The sequence below is a fragment of the Mesorhizobium sp. P2_D6 genome (assembly GCF_056404315.1).
Genome location: NZ_JBFUEG010000001.1, coordinates 659,720 through 674,261 on the forward strand (window position 1 = coordinate 659,720; position 14,542 = coordinate 674,261).

At 62.6% G+C, this 14,542-nt stretch carries 12 protein-coding genes; 10 read left to right on the top strand and 2 right to left on the bottom strand.

Features of this window, described 5'->3' with window-relative positions; translation table 11 throughout:
• Nucleotides 1–62 precede the first annotated feature (62 nt).
• From AC1D1L_RS02960 to AC1D1L_RS02985, 6 genes are all read left to right on the top strand, one after another.
• Nucleotides 63–674, top strand: coding sequence for a CGNR zinc finger domain-containing protein (locus tag AC1D1L_RS02960; RefSeq protein ID WP_112563752.1), 612 nt, complete (start codon nucleotides 63–65; stop codon nucleotides 672–674).
• Complete coding sequence (locus AC1D1L_RS02965; RefSeq protein ID WP_376740371.1) at nucleotides 667–1,197, top strand: hypothetical protein; 531 nt, start codon at nucleotides 667–669, stop codon at nucleotides 1,195–1,197. The genes AC1D1L_RS02960 and AC1D1L_RS02965 overlap by 8 nt, the downstream gene beginning before the upstream one ends.
• A gap of 219 nt (nucleotides 1,198–1,416) precedes the next feature.
• Entirely contained in the window at nucleotides 1,417–4,887 is a 3,471-nt protein-coding gene (locus AC1D1L_RS02970) for an indolepyruvate ferredoxin oxidoreductase family protein (RefSeq protein ID WP_477338674.1), read from the top strand.
• Nucleotides 4,888–5,028: 141 nt separating this feature from the next.
• Complete coding sequence (locus tag AC1D1L_RS02975; RefSeq protein ID WP_477338676.1) at nucleotides 5,029–7,344, top strand: putative bifunctional diguanylate cyclase/phosphodiesterase; 2,316 nt, start codon at nucleotides 5,029–5,031, stop codon at nucleotides 7,342–7,344.
• Between the two features lie 394 nt (nucleotides 7,345–7,738).
• Nucleotides 7,739–8,503: an N-acyl amino acid synthase FeeM domain-containing protein gene (locus tag AC1D1L_RS02980; RefSeq protein WP_477338678.1), complete on the top strand. Its 765-nt coding sequence runs from the start codon at nucleotides 7,739–7,741 to the stop codon at nucleotides 8,501–8,503.
• A 141-nt stretch (nucleotides 8,504–8,644) separates the two neighbouring features.
• Nucleotides 8,645–8,794 carry a DUF3096 domain-containing protein gene (locus AC1D1L_RS02985; RefSeq protein WP_112563742.1) on the top strand — a complete coding sequence of 50 codons (150 nt, stop codon included), beginning with the start codon at nucleotides 8,645–8,647 and terminating at the stop codon, nucleotides 8,792–8,794.
• Between the two features lie 8 nt (nucleotides 8,795–8,802).
• Here the strand turns inward: AC1D1L_RS02985 and AC1D1L_RS02990 are convergent, their stop codons facing one another.
• The gene (locus AC1D1L_RS02990) at nucleotides 8,803–9,618 is read right to left on the bottom strand and encodes an alpha/beta fold hydrolase (RefSeq protein ID WP_477338680.1); all 816 of its coding nucleotides are present in this window, start codon (nucleotides 9,616–9,618) and stop codon (nucleotides 8,803–8,805) included.
• A 259-nt stretch (nucleotides 9,619–9,877) separates the two neighbouring features.
• On the opposite strand from AC1D1L_RS02990, the gene AC1D1L_RS02995 reads away from it, so the two are divergent.
• The 4 genes from AC1D1L_RS02995 (at nucleotide 9,878) to AC1D1L_RS03010 (ending at nucleotide 13,260) form a co-directional block, all read left to right on the top strand.
• A complete protein-coding gene (locus tag AC1D1L_RS02995) occupies nucleotides 9,878–10,102 on the top strand; it encodes an aa3-type cytochrome c oxidase subunit IV (RefSeq protein ID WP_112563740.1) in 225 nt (74 codons plus the stop codon).
• Nucleotides 10,103–10,183: 81 nt separating this feature from the next.
• The gene (locus AC1D1L_RS03000; protein ID WP_477338682.1) at nucleotides 10,184–11,431 is read left to right on the top strand and encodes a Re/Si-specific NAD(P)(+) transhydrogenase subunit alpha; all 1,248 of its coding nucleotides are present in this window, start codon (nucleotides 10,184–10,186) and stop codon (nucleotides 11,429–11,431) included.
• Nucleotides 11,428–11,856 (top strand): proton-translocating transhydrogenase family protein, encoded by a 429-nt coding sequence (locus AC1D1L_RS03005; RefSeq protein ID WP_352555873.1) that lies wholly within the window; start codon nucleotides 11,428–11,430, stop codon nucleotides 11,854–11,856. Before AC1D1L_RS03000 ends, AC1D1L_RS03005 begins: the two co-directional genes overlap by 4 nt.
• A 6-nt stretch (nucleotides 11,857–11,862) precedes the next feature.
• Complete coding sequence (locus AC1D1L_RS03010; protein WP_477338684.1) at nucleotides 11,863–13,260, top strand: NAD(P)(+) transhydrogenase (Re/Si-specific) subunit beta; 1,398 nt, start codon at nucleotides 11,863–11,865, stop codon at nucleotides 13,258–13,260.
• Nucleotides 13,261–13,336: 76 nt separating this feature from the next.
• Here AC1D1L_RS03010 and AC1D1L_RS03015 read toward each other — a convergent pair whose 3' ends face one another.
• Nucleotides 13,337–14,254 carry a hypothetical protein gene (locus AC1D1L_RS03015; protein WP_477338686.1) on the bottom strand — a complete coding sequence of 306 codons (918 nt, stop codon included), beginning with the start codon at nucleotides 14,252–14,254 and terminating at the stop codon, nucleotides 13,337–13,339.
• Nucleotides 14,255–14,542: the final 288 nt, after the last annotated feature.

A 14,542-nucleotide genomic window follows, 5' to 3' on the forward strand; every position in this document is an offset into this window, starting at 1 on the left:
GGCCAAGGTTTGCATCGTGGAATCTAACTTGTCAAACGCGATTTATCGGTTAGATTTCTGATATGACGGTATCCTGGACCCCGCATCGCTTCACTGGCGGCATGCTTGCGCTCGACACGGCCAACACCGTGGTGCTGCGCAACGATCCCGAAAAGACCTTCGACCGGTTTGCTGATCCGGCCGAGATCGCGCGCTTTGCCGAGGCCGCCACCGGCTTTCGCGGCGCCGAGCTTGGCGGCAGGCGGCTGGAGGCTGCCTCGCCGGACAGGATCGCGCCCGTGGTTCTGTCGATCCGCGAGACGACCGACCGCCTGTTTCGCGGCGCGGTGTCGAAAGGTGCGCTTGCCGCCGACGATCTGGCTGTCTTTCTCAAGGCTTGCGCCGGCGGTCTTGAGCACAGCCCAGCTGAAATCGGCGCGCCGGGAAGGCCGTTCGGCGATCCGGCGACACCGATCGCCTTTGAGGCGGCGCTGGCGGTTTCAGCCTTGTCGCTGCTGCGCGACGATACAGTTGCCAGGCTCAGGATCTGTCCCAATTGCAGCTGGCTGTTCGTCGACAGAAGCCGCAATTCCAGCCGTCTCTGGTGCGACATGGCGGTGTGCGGCAACCGCCAGAAAGCAAGCCGTCACTATCGCCGCCGCCGCACGGCGCCTCATGAGGTCAAGAATGCCTAGGGGGTTTTTTCGTTCGATCCTTGTCGGCGCAGCACTCATTGCCGCCGTCGCGCTCGGCGCCTGCCGCGACACCGGCGGCGATGGCAAGCTGTTCGAGGTTTCCGGCAAGGTCGTCGTCTTCAACTACCGTCTCGCCCGGGCGACCTATGTCGTGACGCTGCGGCCCCTGCAGCCGATGGGCGAGGGCCAGGTGGCGGTCGCCAGCTTCCAGAACCCCGCCGGCGGTCCTCCCCTGGTGGTCGAGCAGAAGGTTTGGCCGAAGCTCGACAAGGTCAGCCTGGAAAGCCCGGCGCTGACCTGTATCGTCAAGGACAAGCCTTATGCGATCTCCATCAGCATCAGGGGTCCTGACGGCACATTCCTGCAGAAGATCGACACCACGCTGATCTCGACGGAGGACCAGTCGATCCTGCCCGACCGGCCGCTGGTGGTCGACCAGCTCTATACGGCCAATCCTGACCTTGCCGGCCATCCCGACGGCAAGCTGCCGGGCGAGCCCAAGCCTGATTGCTCGAAAGGCTGACGTGTTTTTGCCCGACGCGACTCAGTAGAAATTTTCGGTCGCCGCACAGCCGCTGAGGATCGGTTTCGTGCGGGAGCAGCGATAACGGGCGACCGTTCATTGCGCTTTGCCTGGCACTTTCGATTTCGTTTGACCTGCCTTGCAAGCGGAGAAAGACTGCGCCATCTCACTCCTACGTTGGCTGCCTGCCCCCCGCCGCCTCCGCAGAGGAAATGCCTGATGACGCTGCATGACGTCGCGCTCGACGACAAGTTCGACCTTGGCAAGGAGCGCATCTTCCTGTCCGGCGCGCAGGCGGTCATCCGCATGCTGTTGATGCAGCGCGAGCGCGACCGCCGCGCCGGCCTCAACACGGCCGGCTTCGTTTCCGGCTACCGCGGCTCGCCGCTCGGCGGCCTGGACATGCAGCTGTGGCGAGCGAAAAAACAGCTGGCGCAGGCCGATATCGTCTTCCAGCCCGGTCTCAACGAGGAGCTTGCCGCCACCGCCTGCTGGGGCTCACAGCAGACGGAATTGCTGGGCGAGGGCACGCATGACGGGGTGTTTTCGGTCTGGTACGGCAAGGGGCCGGGCGTCGACCGTTCCGGCGATGTCTTCCGCCACGCCAACCTCGCCGGCTCGTCGAAGCATGGCGGCGTGCTCGCTCTGATGGGCGACGACCATATGGCCGAATCCTCGACCAATGCGCATGCCACCGAATTCCTGTTCGTCGACACCATGGTGCCGATCCTCAACCCGGCCGGTGTCCAGGAGATCATCGACTACGGTCTCTACGGCTTTGCCATGTCGCGTTTTGCCGGCACATGGGCGGCGATCAAATGCGTCAAGGACAACATCGAATCGACGGCCTCCGTCGATGCCGCGCTCGAGCGGCTGAACATCGTCGTGCCGGAGTTCGACATGCCGCCCGGCGGCCTCAACATTCGCCACGAGATCGACATGCTCGGCCAGGAGGAGCGGCTGCATGAGCACAAGCGCGCTGCCGCGTCCGCCTTCATCCACGCCAACGGGCTGAACCGCATCATCTATTCGGGCGGCCGCCGCCCGAAGCTCGGCATCATCACCCTGGGCAAGAGTTATCTCGATGTCCGCCAGGCGCTCGAAGACATCGGCGTCGATGAAGCCGCCGCCAACCGCATCGGCATCCGTCTGTTCAAGGTAGGCTGCCCGTGGCCGCTTGATCTGCAGCATATCTCCGAATTCGCCCGTGGCCTCGACACCATCGTCGTCGTCGAGGAGAAGCGCTCGCTGATCGAGGTGCAGCTGCGCGAAAACCTCTATGGCACCGCCACCCAGCCGGCCATCGTCGGCAAGAAGGACGAGCGCGGCGACTGGCTGTTCCCGGCCAAAGGCGCGCTCGACCCCAACGAGATCGCCATTGCGCTGGGCGAGCGGATTCTGCGCACCATCGGTCCCTCGGAAGAGATCGCCGCGAAGGTGGCGAAGCTGCGCCAGTTCCAGGCGATGCTTGCCGATGCCAGCGATATTGGTTCGCGCACGCCATTCTTCTGCTCCGGCTGCCCGCACAATTCCTCGACCAAGGTGCCAGACGGCTCGATCGCTGCCGCCGGCATCGGCTGCCACTTCATGGCGCTGTGGATGGATCGCAACACGGTCGGCTTCACCGCCATGGGCGGCGAGGGCGCGCAATGGGTCGGCCAGGCGCCGTTCTCCAAGCGCGACCACATTTTCCAGAATCTCGGCGACGGCACCTACAACCACTCCGGCACACTGGCGATCCGCTTCGCGCTGTCGACCGACGCCAACATCACCTACAAGATCCTCTACAACGACGCCGTCGCCATGACCGGCGGCCAGCCGCATGAGGGCGGCCTGACGGTGGACATGATCGCAAGGCAAGTGCGTGCCGAAGGCGTCGAGCGCATCGCCATCGTCACCGACGAGCCAGACAAATATGCCGGCAAGGCCGAATTCCCGGCCAGTGCCACCATCCATCACCGCGACGACCTCGATCTCGTCCAGCGCGAGCTGCGCGACGTCAAAGGCGTCTCGGTGCTGCTCTACGACCAGACCTGTGCTGCCGAAAAACGCCGCCGCCGCAAGCGTGGCACCTTCCCGGATCCCGACAAGCGGGTGTTCATCAACGAACTGGTCTGCGAGGGCTGCGGCGATTGCGGCGTGCAGTCGAACTGCGTCTCGATCCAGCCGGTCGAGACCGAGTTCGGCCGCAAGCGTAGAATAGACCAGTCGAGCTGCAACAAGGATTTCTCCTGCGTCAACGGCTTCTGCCCCTCCTTCGTCACCGTGCACGGCGCCAAGATTCGCAAGGCTGAAGGCATTGCCGGACGGACCGATCCGCTCGATGGCGTGCCGGTCCCGGCTGAATTCCCACTCGGCAGAGAGGGTTGGGCGGCGATCATCGACGGCGTCGGCGGCACCGGTGTCGTCACCATCGGCGCGGTGCTCGGCATGGCTGCCCATCTCGAGGACAAGGGCTGCGGCATGATCGACATGGCCGGCCTCGCCCAGAAGGGCGGTTCGGTGTTCACCCACGTCCGCATCGCCCGCACTCCGGACGATATTCATGCCATCCGCGTTTCGGCAGGTAAGGCCGACCTGGTGCTCGGCTGCGACCTCGTCGTCTCCGGCGCCAAGAAGGTGCTTGGCGCCGTGCGCGAAGGCCATACCATCTTCCTTGCCAACACCGCCGAGATCATGCCCGGCGAATTCGCCCGCTCGGCCGATTTCTCGCTGCCGATCGAGCGGCTGAAGAAGGCGATCCGCGCTGCCGCCGGCGACGACAAGGCGCATTTCTTCGACGCGACGCGAACCGCCACGCAACTGTTCGGCAATTCGCTCGGCGCCAACATGTTCATGCTCGGCTTCGCTTTCCAGCATGGCGGTCTGCCGTTGTCGGCAGAAGCCGTTGAAAAGGCTATCGAATTGAACGGCGAAGCGGTGGCGATGAACATCGCCGCATTCCGCTGGGGCCGTCGCGCCGCGCATCAGCCGGAGTTCGTGCGCGGCCTCATCGCCCAGCCCGGTAAGGCCGCGCCGATCGCCGAGACGCTGGACGATGTGATCGCCCGCCGCGTCGCTTTCCTCACCGCCTACCAGAACGCCGCCTATGGACGGCGCTATGGCGAAAAGCTGGCGGTTTTGCGTGCCGCCGAGGCAAAGGCCGTGCCCGGCTCGACCGCGGTGACCGAAGCGGCGGCCAACAACCTGTTCAAGCTGATGGCGATCAAGGACGAATATGAGGTGGCGCGGCTCTACACCGACGGCTCCTTCGCCACGGAACTGTCGAAGCAGTTCCAGAGCTACGAAAAACTCGAATTTCATCTGGCGCCACCCATCATGGGCAGGCGCGGCAATGACGGTAAACAGAAGAAATCGAACTTCGGCCCGTGGATGATGAAGGGTTTTCGCCTGCTGGCGGCGCTGAAAGGCCTGCGCGGCACGGCTTTCGATGTGTTCGGCTACAGCGCCGAGCGGCGCATGGAGCGACAGCTTCTGGCCCGCTATGAGGCCGATCTCGAGCTTGTCGCGGCAGCACTTGCCCCAGGCAGGATCGAGGCCGCCGTGGCGCTGGCCTCGGTGCCGGCGCTCATTCGCGGCTACGGCCATGTCAGGCAGGTCAGCGCCGAAAAGGCCGATGGCGAGCGCAAAAGGCTTGTCGAGCGGCTGGCCAACACGCCGGCGCGGCCTGAACTTCAGGCCGCGGAGTGATCGACACGCCTTGTTTACCTGAAGCTTGATTTCCCAATCTGTACTGCATTTGCCCGCCCTCGGCAAACGGGCCAAAGCCGCCGTTCTAAGCCTTTCTTAAGGCGGGTGTGGCATGACAAGGCTTAGCGTTGGGCCAACGGTATGGACAGAGCAAAGACCGAAGACATCCCGGCGGATGTTTATATCCAGTTTGTGCGGGCGTTATCCGACAACGCCTACATGCTGGTGGTCGGCGGCGTATGCTACTGGATCCTCGGATTGATGATCTACCTGCGGACGCACGATCCGCTGTATCTTGGCTTCGCCTTCCTTCTGTTGTCGATCAGCCTTTGGCGTTACTTCAGCATCCGCAGCTTCCACAGGGCAGGCAGCCCTATACCCACTGTCGAAAAGGCAGAGGCGTGGGAACGCGGTTACATTCTCAAAGGCAGTGCGCAGGGCCTCGCGTTGGGGTCGTTGTGTTTCGTGTCGATCTACCTGCGTCCCGATGACTTCGCCGAACTGGCGGCTGTGTCGTTGGCATTGACCACCCTGCTCACGGTTGTCGGCCGAAGCTACGGATCCAGGCGCATGGTGCAGATTTTTTCCGTGACCCTCATTGGGCCAGCAGCACTTGCGCTCTTCCTGCGCATGGACGTCCCCGACTTCGTCCTCGGGCTGATGATCATTCCGACGACAATCGTCACCATCAGCAGCGCCGACCATGTCCGCAACGTTCTGTTCTCGGCGGTCATCGGTCACAGGCAGGCGAAGGAGTTGGCGCAAAGGTTCGATCGGGCGCTAAATACGATGTCGCATGGCCTTGTCATGCTCGACTCGAACGGCAAGGTGGTCGTCGCCAACGCCGAGGCAGCACATTTGATGTCATTGAAATCGCCGGACCAGCTGCTCGGCCGGTCGATTCATTCCCTGCTGCTGCGCGGCGTTGCCGGCGGCATGCTGGCCCCGAAGGACTGCCGCTACATCGAGGCGCAACTGACGCGCGCCCTGCGCGAAGGCCGCGACCGCAAGGTACTGGTCTCGCTCGCCAACGGCCAGCATTACGAATTCTCCGCCCGTGAAGGCAGCCAGGAACTCGGCGTCATCACCTTCGAGGACGTGACGGCCCGCGTCGAGGCGGAGGAAAAGATCCGCTTCATGGCGCGCTATGACAGCCTTACCGGCCTGCCGAACCGCGCCTATTTCCATGAGCTGGTCGGCGAAGCCATGGCGTTGGGCAGCCGCGACCGCCTGTGCGCGCTGGCGGTGATTGATCTCGACGATTTCAAGAGCGTCAACGACACGCTCGGCCATCCGGTTGGCGATGGGCTGATCTACGCCGTTGCCGAACGCCTGGCGGCCGTCGCCGGACAAGGTGTCAATGTCAGCCGCTTCGGTGGTGACGAGTTCATGATCTTCTTCGACCGTGTCGAGGACGAGAGCCATCTCAACACCCTCCTCGACCATATATTCGCGGACCTGCAGGGTGAGGTGGACGTTGCCGGTCACGGCTTGCGCATCCAGGCCAGCGGCGGCGCGGTGCTGTCCAAGGTCAAGGACACCGACGTTGATGCCATGATCGTCAAGGCCGACCTTGCCCTCTACAAGGCCAAGGAGCTCGGCAAGAACAGCTGGAGGCTGTTCGAGGCGGCCATGGACGCCGCCTTCCGCAATCGCCAGCTGATGAAGGCCGATCTGCGCAACGCCGTGCAGGCCAGGGAATTGCGCGTCGTCTATCAGCCGATCGTGGCTGTAAACACCATGCGCATCGCCAGCTGCGAGGCGCTCTGCCGTTGGGACCACCCCGATCTCGGCCCGATCTCACCCAGTGTCTTCATCCCCCTGGCCGAGGAGATGGGTATCGTTTCCGACATAAGCACTTTCGTGCTGGAAGCCGCGTGCGCCGAATGCGCCAAATGGCCGGCCCAGACCGGCGTGTCGGTCAACCTTTCGGCCAAGGATTTCCGCAATCGCGATATCGTCGAGAAGGTCAGGGATGCCTTGGCCAAGTCGGGCCTTGCGGCGCACCGGCTCGAAATCGAGGTCACCGAGACCGCCCTGCTCGACGACAAGTCGCTGACGCGCGAGTCGATCGAGGAATTGAAGGCTCTCGGCGCGCGCATCGCGCTTGACGATTTCGGGACCGGCTACTCCAGTCTGAGCTATCTGCACAAGCTGCCGCTCGACAAGATCAAGATCGACCGCTCTTTCCTGGTCGATGTGAACCAGAACCGGCAGTCGCTCGACCTTCTGCAGGGAATCGTCGGCCTGTCCCGGACATTGGGCCTTTCGGTCACCATCGAAGGGGTCGAGACCTTCGAGCAGCTGAAGACGCTGGTCCATTTGGTCAAGCCGGACTTCTTGCAGGGCTTCCTGTTCGGCGCCGCGCTCAGCGCATCGGGCATCGAGACGATGTCGACCGTCACATGGCCGTTTGCCGCTGACCTGCATATCGCCGGCAAACGGACAGCCAGCTAAAAGCAATTCCAGGAAAAATGTGAAGCGGTTTTCCGTCCGGAATCGCGTCTGAGCGAAGCAATTCCAGGAAAAGTGTGAGTGGTTCTCCACCTGAAATTGCATTTAAAAACACAGAGCAATTGTTCACTTGATGAAATGATGACCGCCCAGGCGTCGTCCAAACCCCGCTACGTCTTGGCGCTTTCAAGATCTGACTTCAGAATAATTTCGATGACCGCCGCCGGACCGGATCAGGCAACCACCGGCTGCGCCATTTGCTTTTTCGTGTCCAAAATCGGTGAACGACCCCGGTCGTTAAGGTTAACAAGCGGTAAATAAGCAATGTTGAATTTTCAGCTTGTGTCTCATTTCAACTCGAATAGCCTACTTCCAGGCGGAATTTCGAGGACTGGCAATGGATACTGCGAAGAAGAGTGCGTCGGTTGAGGCCAGCGCGAGGATCGACTCGGCGCTCAACCGATCCATGATGCAATTGCTGGATCATGTCGAATATCGTCTCATTACCGGGGGCGAAGATCTGGAGGCGATCTACAGACTCCGCTATAAGTCCTATCTGCGCTCAGGTATGTGCGGCCCGATCGCCGGCGGCATGTTCGAGGATCGATGGGACAATCTGCCCAATTCCTATCGGTTCGGTGTCTACTGCTACGGCGAATTGGTCAGTACAGTGCGCCTCCACTATATTTCCAGTGACCAGCCATACTCGCCTTCGGTCGACGCTTATCCCGAAATATTGCTTCCCCGGCTTGCTCGCGGGGAAACCTTCATCGACGGAACCCGCTTCGCGACAGATCCCGACAGCGCGCCGGCGCCCGGAGTGCTGCCTTTCCTGACGCTCAGGATTTGCATGGCGGCCTACTGTTATTTTCGCCAGACCGCGATGTTTATCCCGATTAAGTTGGAGCATTCCGCATTTTATGCCCGCTTCTTCAGCGCCACGCAGAGGACTGCGGGCAAGGCGTTTCCGGGCGTTCTCCCTCCGCTCGCATTGTTCGAAATTCCCGGCAATGAAGAGAATGTTCAACGGATACTCGACCGGTTGCCGTTCTTCAGATCGACAGCGACGGAGCAAAGGCTGATGTTTGGCAATCCGGCTATCAACCGGCTGACACCCTTGTCCATTCTGCCAACAGCGAAATATTACCGCGACGCCGCCTGAACGGATGTTCATTCTTGCGCGATGGACCTTTCCGGTGGCTTCGTCGTTATCGCTTGTGGCGGCGGCGCCGCGTCCCTCGTGCTGCCGTAGCCCCGCCTGAAAGGCGGTTCCTCCGAATTGTTCACGTGAAAGCATACCGACATGACAATCTCCACGCTTACGCTCACCCCGCTGATCTCGCTGATCGCCGGCGTGCTGATCCTGGTGATGCCGCGGCTCCTCAACTACATCGTCGCGCTTTATCTGATCGTCGTCGGACTGCTCGGCCTGTTCCCGCATCTGGCCGGCTGAGAGAAACGTCAGCCGGCGAAAAAGCGAAGCGCCGCAGCCACTATCGTTTCCGGGGCGTCTTCCTGCATGAGATGGCCAGAGCCGGGAACAAGCGTGAGGGCGCAATCCGGCAGCAGGGCGGCGAGCGTCTTGCCACTGTCCGGCGATATCCAGTGGTCCTCCTGTCCCCACAGAAGCGACACCGGGCAGCGAAATTCTCGGTAGCGCTGTTCGACCTCGTCGGTGAAGCATTGGTCCATCTGGGCGATCTGGCGATAGAAGGCCGGCTGGCCGACAGGTCCCATCCAAGGCGCGATGTAGGGCTCAAGCTCGCTATCCGATAGTGGCCTGTAGGCTGCACCCGAAATATAGGCCTTCAGGATCGCCGCCTGGATGTAATCCGGCGTCCCCGCAAAAGCGGCCTCATGTTGCCGGACATGCTGAACAAAGGGCGAGCCCCAAGGACGCACGGCAACCGGGTCGACCAGCAGCAGCCGCTCATAGTCGCAACCGTCGATCAGGTGCGCGCGCAAGGCCGTGGCGCCGCCGAAATCATGAGCAATGACGTTCGGCCGCTCGAGCCTCCAAAAGGTTAGCATTGCCGCCAGCGCCTTGTTCTGAATGCCCAGGGAGACATCTTGGCCCGACCGTTGCTCTGAGCGCCCGTAGCCCGGAAGATCGTAGAAATAGAGCGTGTGGTCACGGGCCAGTTCGGGAGCGACCCGGTGCCAGACATGCGAGGAAAACGGCGTTCCGTGGACCAGCACGACGGGTGGACCCGAGCCGGTCGTGCCCCATGCGATGCCGGTGCCATTCCAGTCAAATATTCGTGTCAGCGAAATCATGACGCGTCACCGTTCGGCGGGGTATTCCAGCAATAATAGGCGCGCATCCTGTCGCCAGGAACGTGAAATCATCGGTCCAACTGCAATGGCATTGGCGAGGTCGCCTGAGGCGGCCGCAAAACCGGCTTCAGCGCAGCCGTGCTGACCGGTTTCAACATTCCTTTGAGGCTGTTGTCACCGGCCGTGCGGCAATAGCGCCATTGCTCTTGGCCCGGCTTTTCGCTATGTGCCTCAAAGATGTCTTCGAAGGGGTATTCCTATGGCTGATCACACGCCGACCGGTCCTGTCGAACTGGGCGCGAAGATGGATTATGCGGAGCACGACCGCACCTATCACGGCTTTCTGGCGCTGGCCAAATACGGTTCGCTATTTTGCGGCGCCCTGCTCCTGGCCATGGCTTTCGGCTTCTTTGCAGGTGGCTTCTTCTCGGCGACCATCCTGTTCGTGCTGATCCTGGCCGTCGGCGCCTTCATTCTCCGATAGACTTTCAGACCCTTTGCCGGAAGGCGGCCGGACTCCGGCCGCCATGTTGCGCAAACAGGTTCCAGCCGAAAGGATCATCCGGTGGGGCAGACGGTTTTCATCCCTCGTGAACTCGACGCCAACGAGCCGCGTGTTGCTGCTTCGCCCGATACGGTGAAGCGACTTGCGGCGTTGGGGTTGGACGTGATCGTCGAGACCGGCGCCGGCACCAGGTCGCGCATTCCCGACGAGGAATTTGCCAAGGCAGGTGCCGCGATCGGCAAGGTTGCGGATGCCGGCAAAGCCGATGTGGTGCTGAAGGTCCGCCGACCGACGGATGCCGAGCTGAAGGCCTACAAATCGGGTGCGGCGGTCATCGCCATCATGGATCCCTACGGCAATGATGCCGCTGTAGCGGCTCTGGCCAAGGCCGGCGTCACCGCCTTCTCGATGGAATTCATGCCGCGCATCACCCGCGCCCAGTCAATGGACGTTTTGTCCAGCCAAGCCAACCTTGCCGGCTATCAGGCGGTGATCGACGGCGCATCGGAATATGACCGGGCGCTGCCGATGATGATGACGGCGGCTGGTACGGTGCCGGCGGCTAAGATCTTCATCATGGGCGTCGGCGTCGCCGGCCTGCAGGCGATCGCCACCGCGCGCCGTCTTGGTGCGGTCGTCACGGCGACCGACGTTCGACCAGCCGCCAAGGAACAGGTGGCATCGCTCGGCGCCAAGTTCCTTGCCGTCGAGGACGAGGAGTTCAAGGCGGCCGAGACCGCCGGCGGCTACGCCAAGGAAATGTCGAAGGAATATCAGGCCAAGCAGGCGGCGCTCACCGCCGAGCACATCGCCAAGCAGGACATCGTCATCACCACGGCGCTGATCCCCGGCCGGCCGGCGCCGAAACTGGTATCGGCAGCGATGGTCGCCTCGATGAAGCCGGGCTCGGTGATCGTCGACCTCGCCGTCGAGCGCGGCGGCAATGTTGAAGGCGCGGTCCCAGGTCAGGTGGTGACCACGGCCAACAATGTGAAGATCGTCGGACACCTCAATGTGCCCGGCCGCGTCGCTGCATCGGCCACGCTGCTTTACGCCCGCAACCTGTTCGCTTTCGTGGAAACACTGGTCGACAAGACCACCAAGACGCTCGCCATCAATCGCGACGATGACCTGGTCAAGGCGACGATGCTGACCGATGCTGGCCGCGTAGTGCATCCGGCCTTCGCCAAGGCGCCGGAAAAGCCGCATGTCGAGCCGGCGGCCATTCCGACGACAACCATGGTTGCCGGCGCCGCGCCAAAGAAGGCCGCGCCGAAAAAAGCCGCCAAGCCGAAGGGGATCGCATGATGGACCAGAGCTTGCAGAAAGCCCTCGACCAGCTTGATCAGGCAAGTGCCGCCGTCCGGCTGGCGGTGCAGAACCTGGCCAACGCGCCCGGTGGTGCCGAGGCGGCGGGTGATGCCGCGCACGCCCTGTCGGGTGGCGCCATCGATCCCTTCGTCTTCCGCTTTGCGATCTTCGTGCTGGCGATCTTCGTCGGCTATTACGTTGTCTGGTCGGTGACCCCGGCACTGCACACGCCCCTGATGGCCGTCACCAATGCCATCTCCTCGGTCATCGTCGTCGGCGCGCTGCTGGCCGTCGGCATCTCGGCCTCGGGCATTGCCACCGGCTTCGGCTTCGTCGCGCTGATGCTCGTCTCGGTCAACATCTTCGGCGGCTTCCTGGTCACCCAGCGCATGCTGGCGATGTACAAGAAGAAGGACAAGTAGAGCGCCATGAACGCCAACTTCGCGTCCTTCCTCTATCTGGTCTCCGGCGTCCTGTTCATCATGGCGCTGCGCGGCCTGTCGCATCCGACCACCAGCCGCCAGGGCAATCTGTACGGCATGATCGGCATGGGCATCGCCATTGCCACCACGCTGGCACTGGCCGTGCCTTCGGCCGGCGGCTTCGGCCTGATCGTGCTTGGTCTGGCCATCGGCGGCGGCGTTGGCGCCGTCACCGCGCGCCGCATCGCCATGACCTCGATGCCGCAGCTGGTCGCCGCTTTCCACTCGCTGGTCGGCCTCGCCGCCGTCATGGTGGCCGCTGCCGCCATCTACGCGCCGGAAAGCTTTGGCATCGGGACCAATGGCGACATCCACGCCCAGGCCCTGATCGAGATGAGCCTTGGCGTTGCCATCGGCGCCATCACCTTCACCGGCTCGGTCATCGCCTTCCTGAAGCTCGATGGCCGCATGTCGGGCAAGCCGATCATGATCGGCGGCCGCCATGTCATCAACGCCGTCCTCGGCATCGCGCTGATCGTGCTGATCGTGCTGCTGGTTACCACCGAGGCGAAGCTGGTGTTCTGGCTGATCGTCGCCGCCTCGCTGCTGCTCGGCGTGCTGCTCATCATCCCGATCGGCGGCGCCGACATGCCGGTCGTCGTCTCGATGCTGAATTCCTATTCCGGCTGGGCAGCCGCCGCGCTTGGTTTCACCCTCGGCAATCTGGCGCTGATCATCACCGGCGCGCTGGTCGGCTCGTCCGGCGCGATTCTGTCCTACATCATGTGCAAAGGCATGAACCGATCGTTCATCTCGGTCATCCTCGGCGGCTTCGGCGGCGAGACTACCGCAGCGGCCGATGACGGCATCGAGCGCACGGTCAAGCAGGGCTCGGCCGATGACGCCGCCTATTTGATGATGAACGCGCAGAAGGTCATCATCGTGCCGGGCTACGGCATGGCGGTCGCCCAGGCGCAGCATGCGCTGCGCGAAATGGCCGACAAGTTGAAAGCCAATGGCGTCGACGTGAAATACGCCATCCACCCGGTCGCCGGCCGCATGCCCGGCCACATGAACGTGCTGCTTGCCGAAGCCAACGTGCCCTATGACGAGGTGTTCGAGCTGGAAGACATCAATTCCGAGTTCGCGCAGGCCGATGTCGCCTATGTCATCGGCGCCAACGACGTCACCAATCCGTCGGCCCGTGACGACAAGAGCAGCCCTATCTACGGCATGCCGATCCTCGACGTCGACAAGGCGCGAACCTGCCTGTTCGTCAAGCGCTCGCTCGGCTCCGGCTATGCCGGCATCGACAACACGCTGTTCTACAAGGACGGCACCATGATGCTGCTCGGCGACGCCAAGAAGATGACCGAGGAAATCGTCAAGGCCATGGATCACTGATCCGGCCGGATTTAGAGGAACAAAAAAGCCCGGCCTTGGTGCGGCCGGGCTTTTGCTTTTTAGTGGCGTAGCCGCTTCAGCGGTTGGCGATAAAAACCGCTTCCTCCTCGTCGCGTTGCCTGCCGCCCAGCGCTGCGGCAGCACTGGCGATGAAGGCGCCGATGACCAGCGACAGGGCGCCAAGCAGAGCGAAGGTGGCGCTGCCTTTCCTGGCGGTGTCGGCGGCCTGCTTTGCCTTCACCTTGGCGTCCTCGACCTTGGCCACCAGTGCATCGACACGCGCCTTGGCGTCGGCCTCCGAGAGACCGGTGCGGGCGGCGACCAGCTGCGACAGATAGGTCTTGTCGTCAGCCGAAATCTCGCCTGCCGCCGCACTGGCGATCAGGATGCGCGAGGCCTGTCCAACCGCTGCGGCGTCGCTATCCGGATTGGCCGCCGCGAGCTTGCTGGCATCGGCGGGCCGGAACAACGAATCGACGAGATAGGACGTCGCATTGTCGGCCGATGCGGGGCCGGCATTGGCGGACGCGCCAGCCGATGCGCCCATGGCGGCGCCTGATGCCACTGTGGAAGCCGCTTGGACGCCCGATCCTAGCACGGAGGAAAGCGCCGAACCGAGCACGCCGACGACCAGCAGCGTCGCCAGCGCCCAGGCAAGGAAGCCATGTGCGGTGTCGCGGAAATAGACCTCGTCGGTGTGAACGCCGACCCATTTGGTGCGCAAGCGTCCGGCGAGGTAGCCGCCGACACCGGAGGACAGCCATTGTACGATGATGAGCCAAATCGCTCCGGACACCGCGAAGGTGGTCAGCGACGCGCCGGAGCCCGACCATGGCGAGACCATGGTCAGGCCCAGCCCTGAGCCGAGCAGCATGAGGATGAAGGTCAGCGTCGACGCTGCGAATGCGCCGGCGATGATCGGCCCCCAGCTGACGGCTGTAGCGGAGGATTCTTCCGAAGCGGATAGGTCAATAGCCGATACGGTGGGCTCCATCGACGCCCCCTACCGTACGAACAGCATGATGAGAATGATGATGGGGATCGGAATACCGAGCAACCAGAGCAAAATACCGCGTCCCATGAAAGCCTCCTTGAGAAATCGTGATCGATGGTTTCACAATGTCTCTCAGTGACTTCCGTTCCGGCGGGCAATGAAAATGATTTTGTTTGCCGGGAATGGAACTATTGGCGCGTTGGCACGAGCCAAGACCGCAAAACTGTGGATTGGTTCACGGAGTTTCACATCGGCTGCAGTGTATTGCTGGCTCGGGAAGGCATCCAG

Bases quoted from the DNA above. Each gene is read 5' to 3' on its own strand.
- AC1D1L_RS02960 (WP_112563752.1), top strand. From the start codon at position 63: ATGACGGTATCCTGGACCCCGCATCGCTTCACTGGCGGCATGCTTGCG.
- AC1D1L_RS03005 (WP_352555873.1), top strand. From the start codon at position 11,428: ATGATGGACCAGAGCTTGCAGAAAGCCCTCGACCAGCTTGATCAGGCA.
- AC1D1L_RS02975 (WP_477338676.1), top strand. From the start codon at position 5,029: ATGGACAGAGCAAAGACCGAAGACATCCCGGCGGATGTTTATATCCAG.
- AC1D1L_RS03015 (WP_477338686.1), bottom strand. From the start codon at position 14,254: ATGGAGCCCACCGTATCGGCTATTGACCTATCCGCTTCGGAAGAATCC.
- AC1D1L_RS02970 (WP_477338674.1), top strand. From the start codon at position 1,417: ATGACGCTGCATGACGTCGCGCTCGACGACAAGTTCGACCTTGGCAAG.
- AC1D1L_RS02965 (WP_376740371.1), top strand. From the start codon at position 667: ATGCCTAGGGGGTTTTTTCGTTCGATCCTTGTCGGCGCAGCACTCATT.
- AC1D1L_RS02995 (WP_112563740.1), top strand. From the start codon at position 9,878: ATGGCTGATCACACGCCGACCGGTCCTGTCGAACTGGGCGCGAAGATG.
- AC1D1L_RS03010 (WP_477338684.1), top strand. From the start codon at position 11,863: ATGAACGCCAACTTCGCGTCCTTCCTCTATCTGGTCTCCGGCGTCCTG.
- AC1D1L_RS02990 (WP_477338680.1), bottom strand. From the start codon at position 9,618: ATGATTTCGCTGACACGAATATTTGACTGGAATGGCACCGGCATCGCA.
- AC1D1L_RS02985 (WP_112563742.1), top strand. From the start codon at position 8,645: ATGACAATCTCCACGCTTACGCTCACCCCGCTGATCTCGCTGATCGCC.
- AC1D1L_RS02980 (WP_477338678.1), top strand. From the start codon at position 7,739: ATGGATACTGCGAAGAAGAGTGCGTCGGTTGAGGCCAGCGCGAGGATC.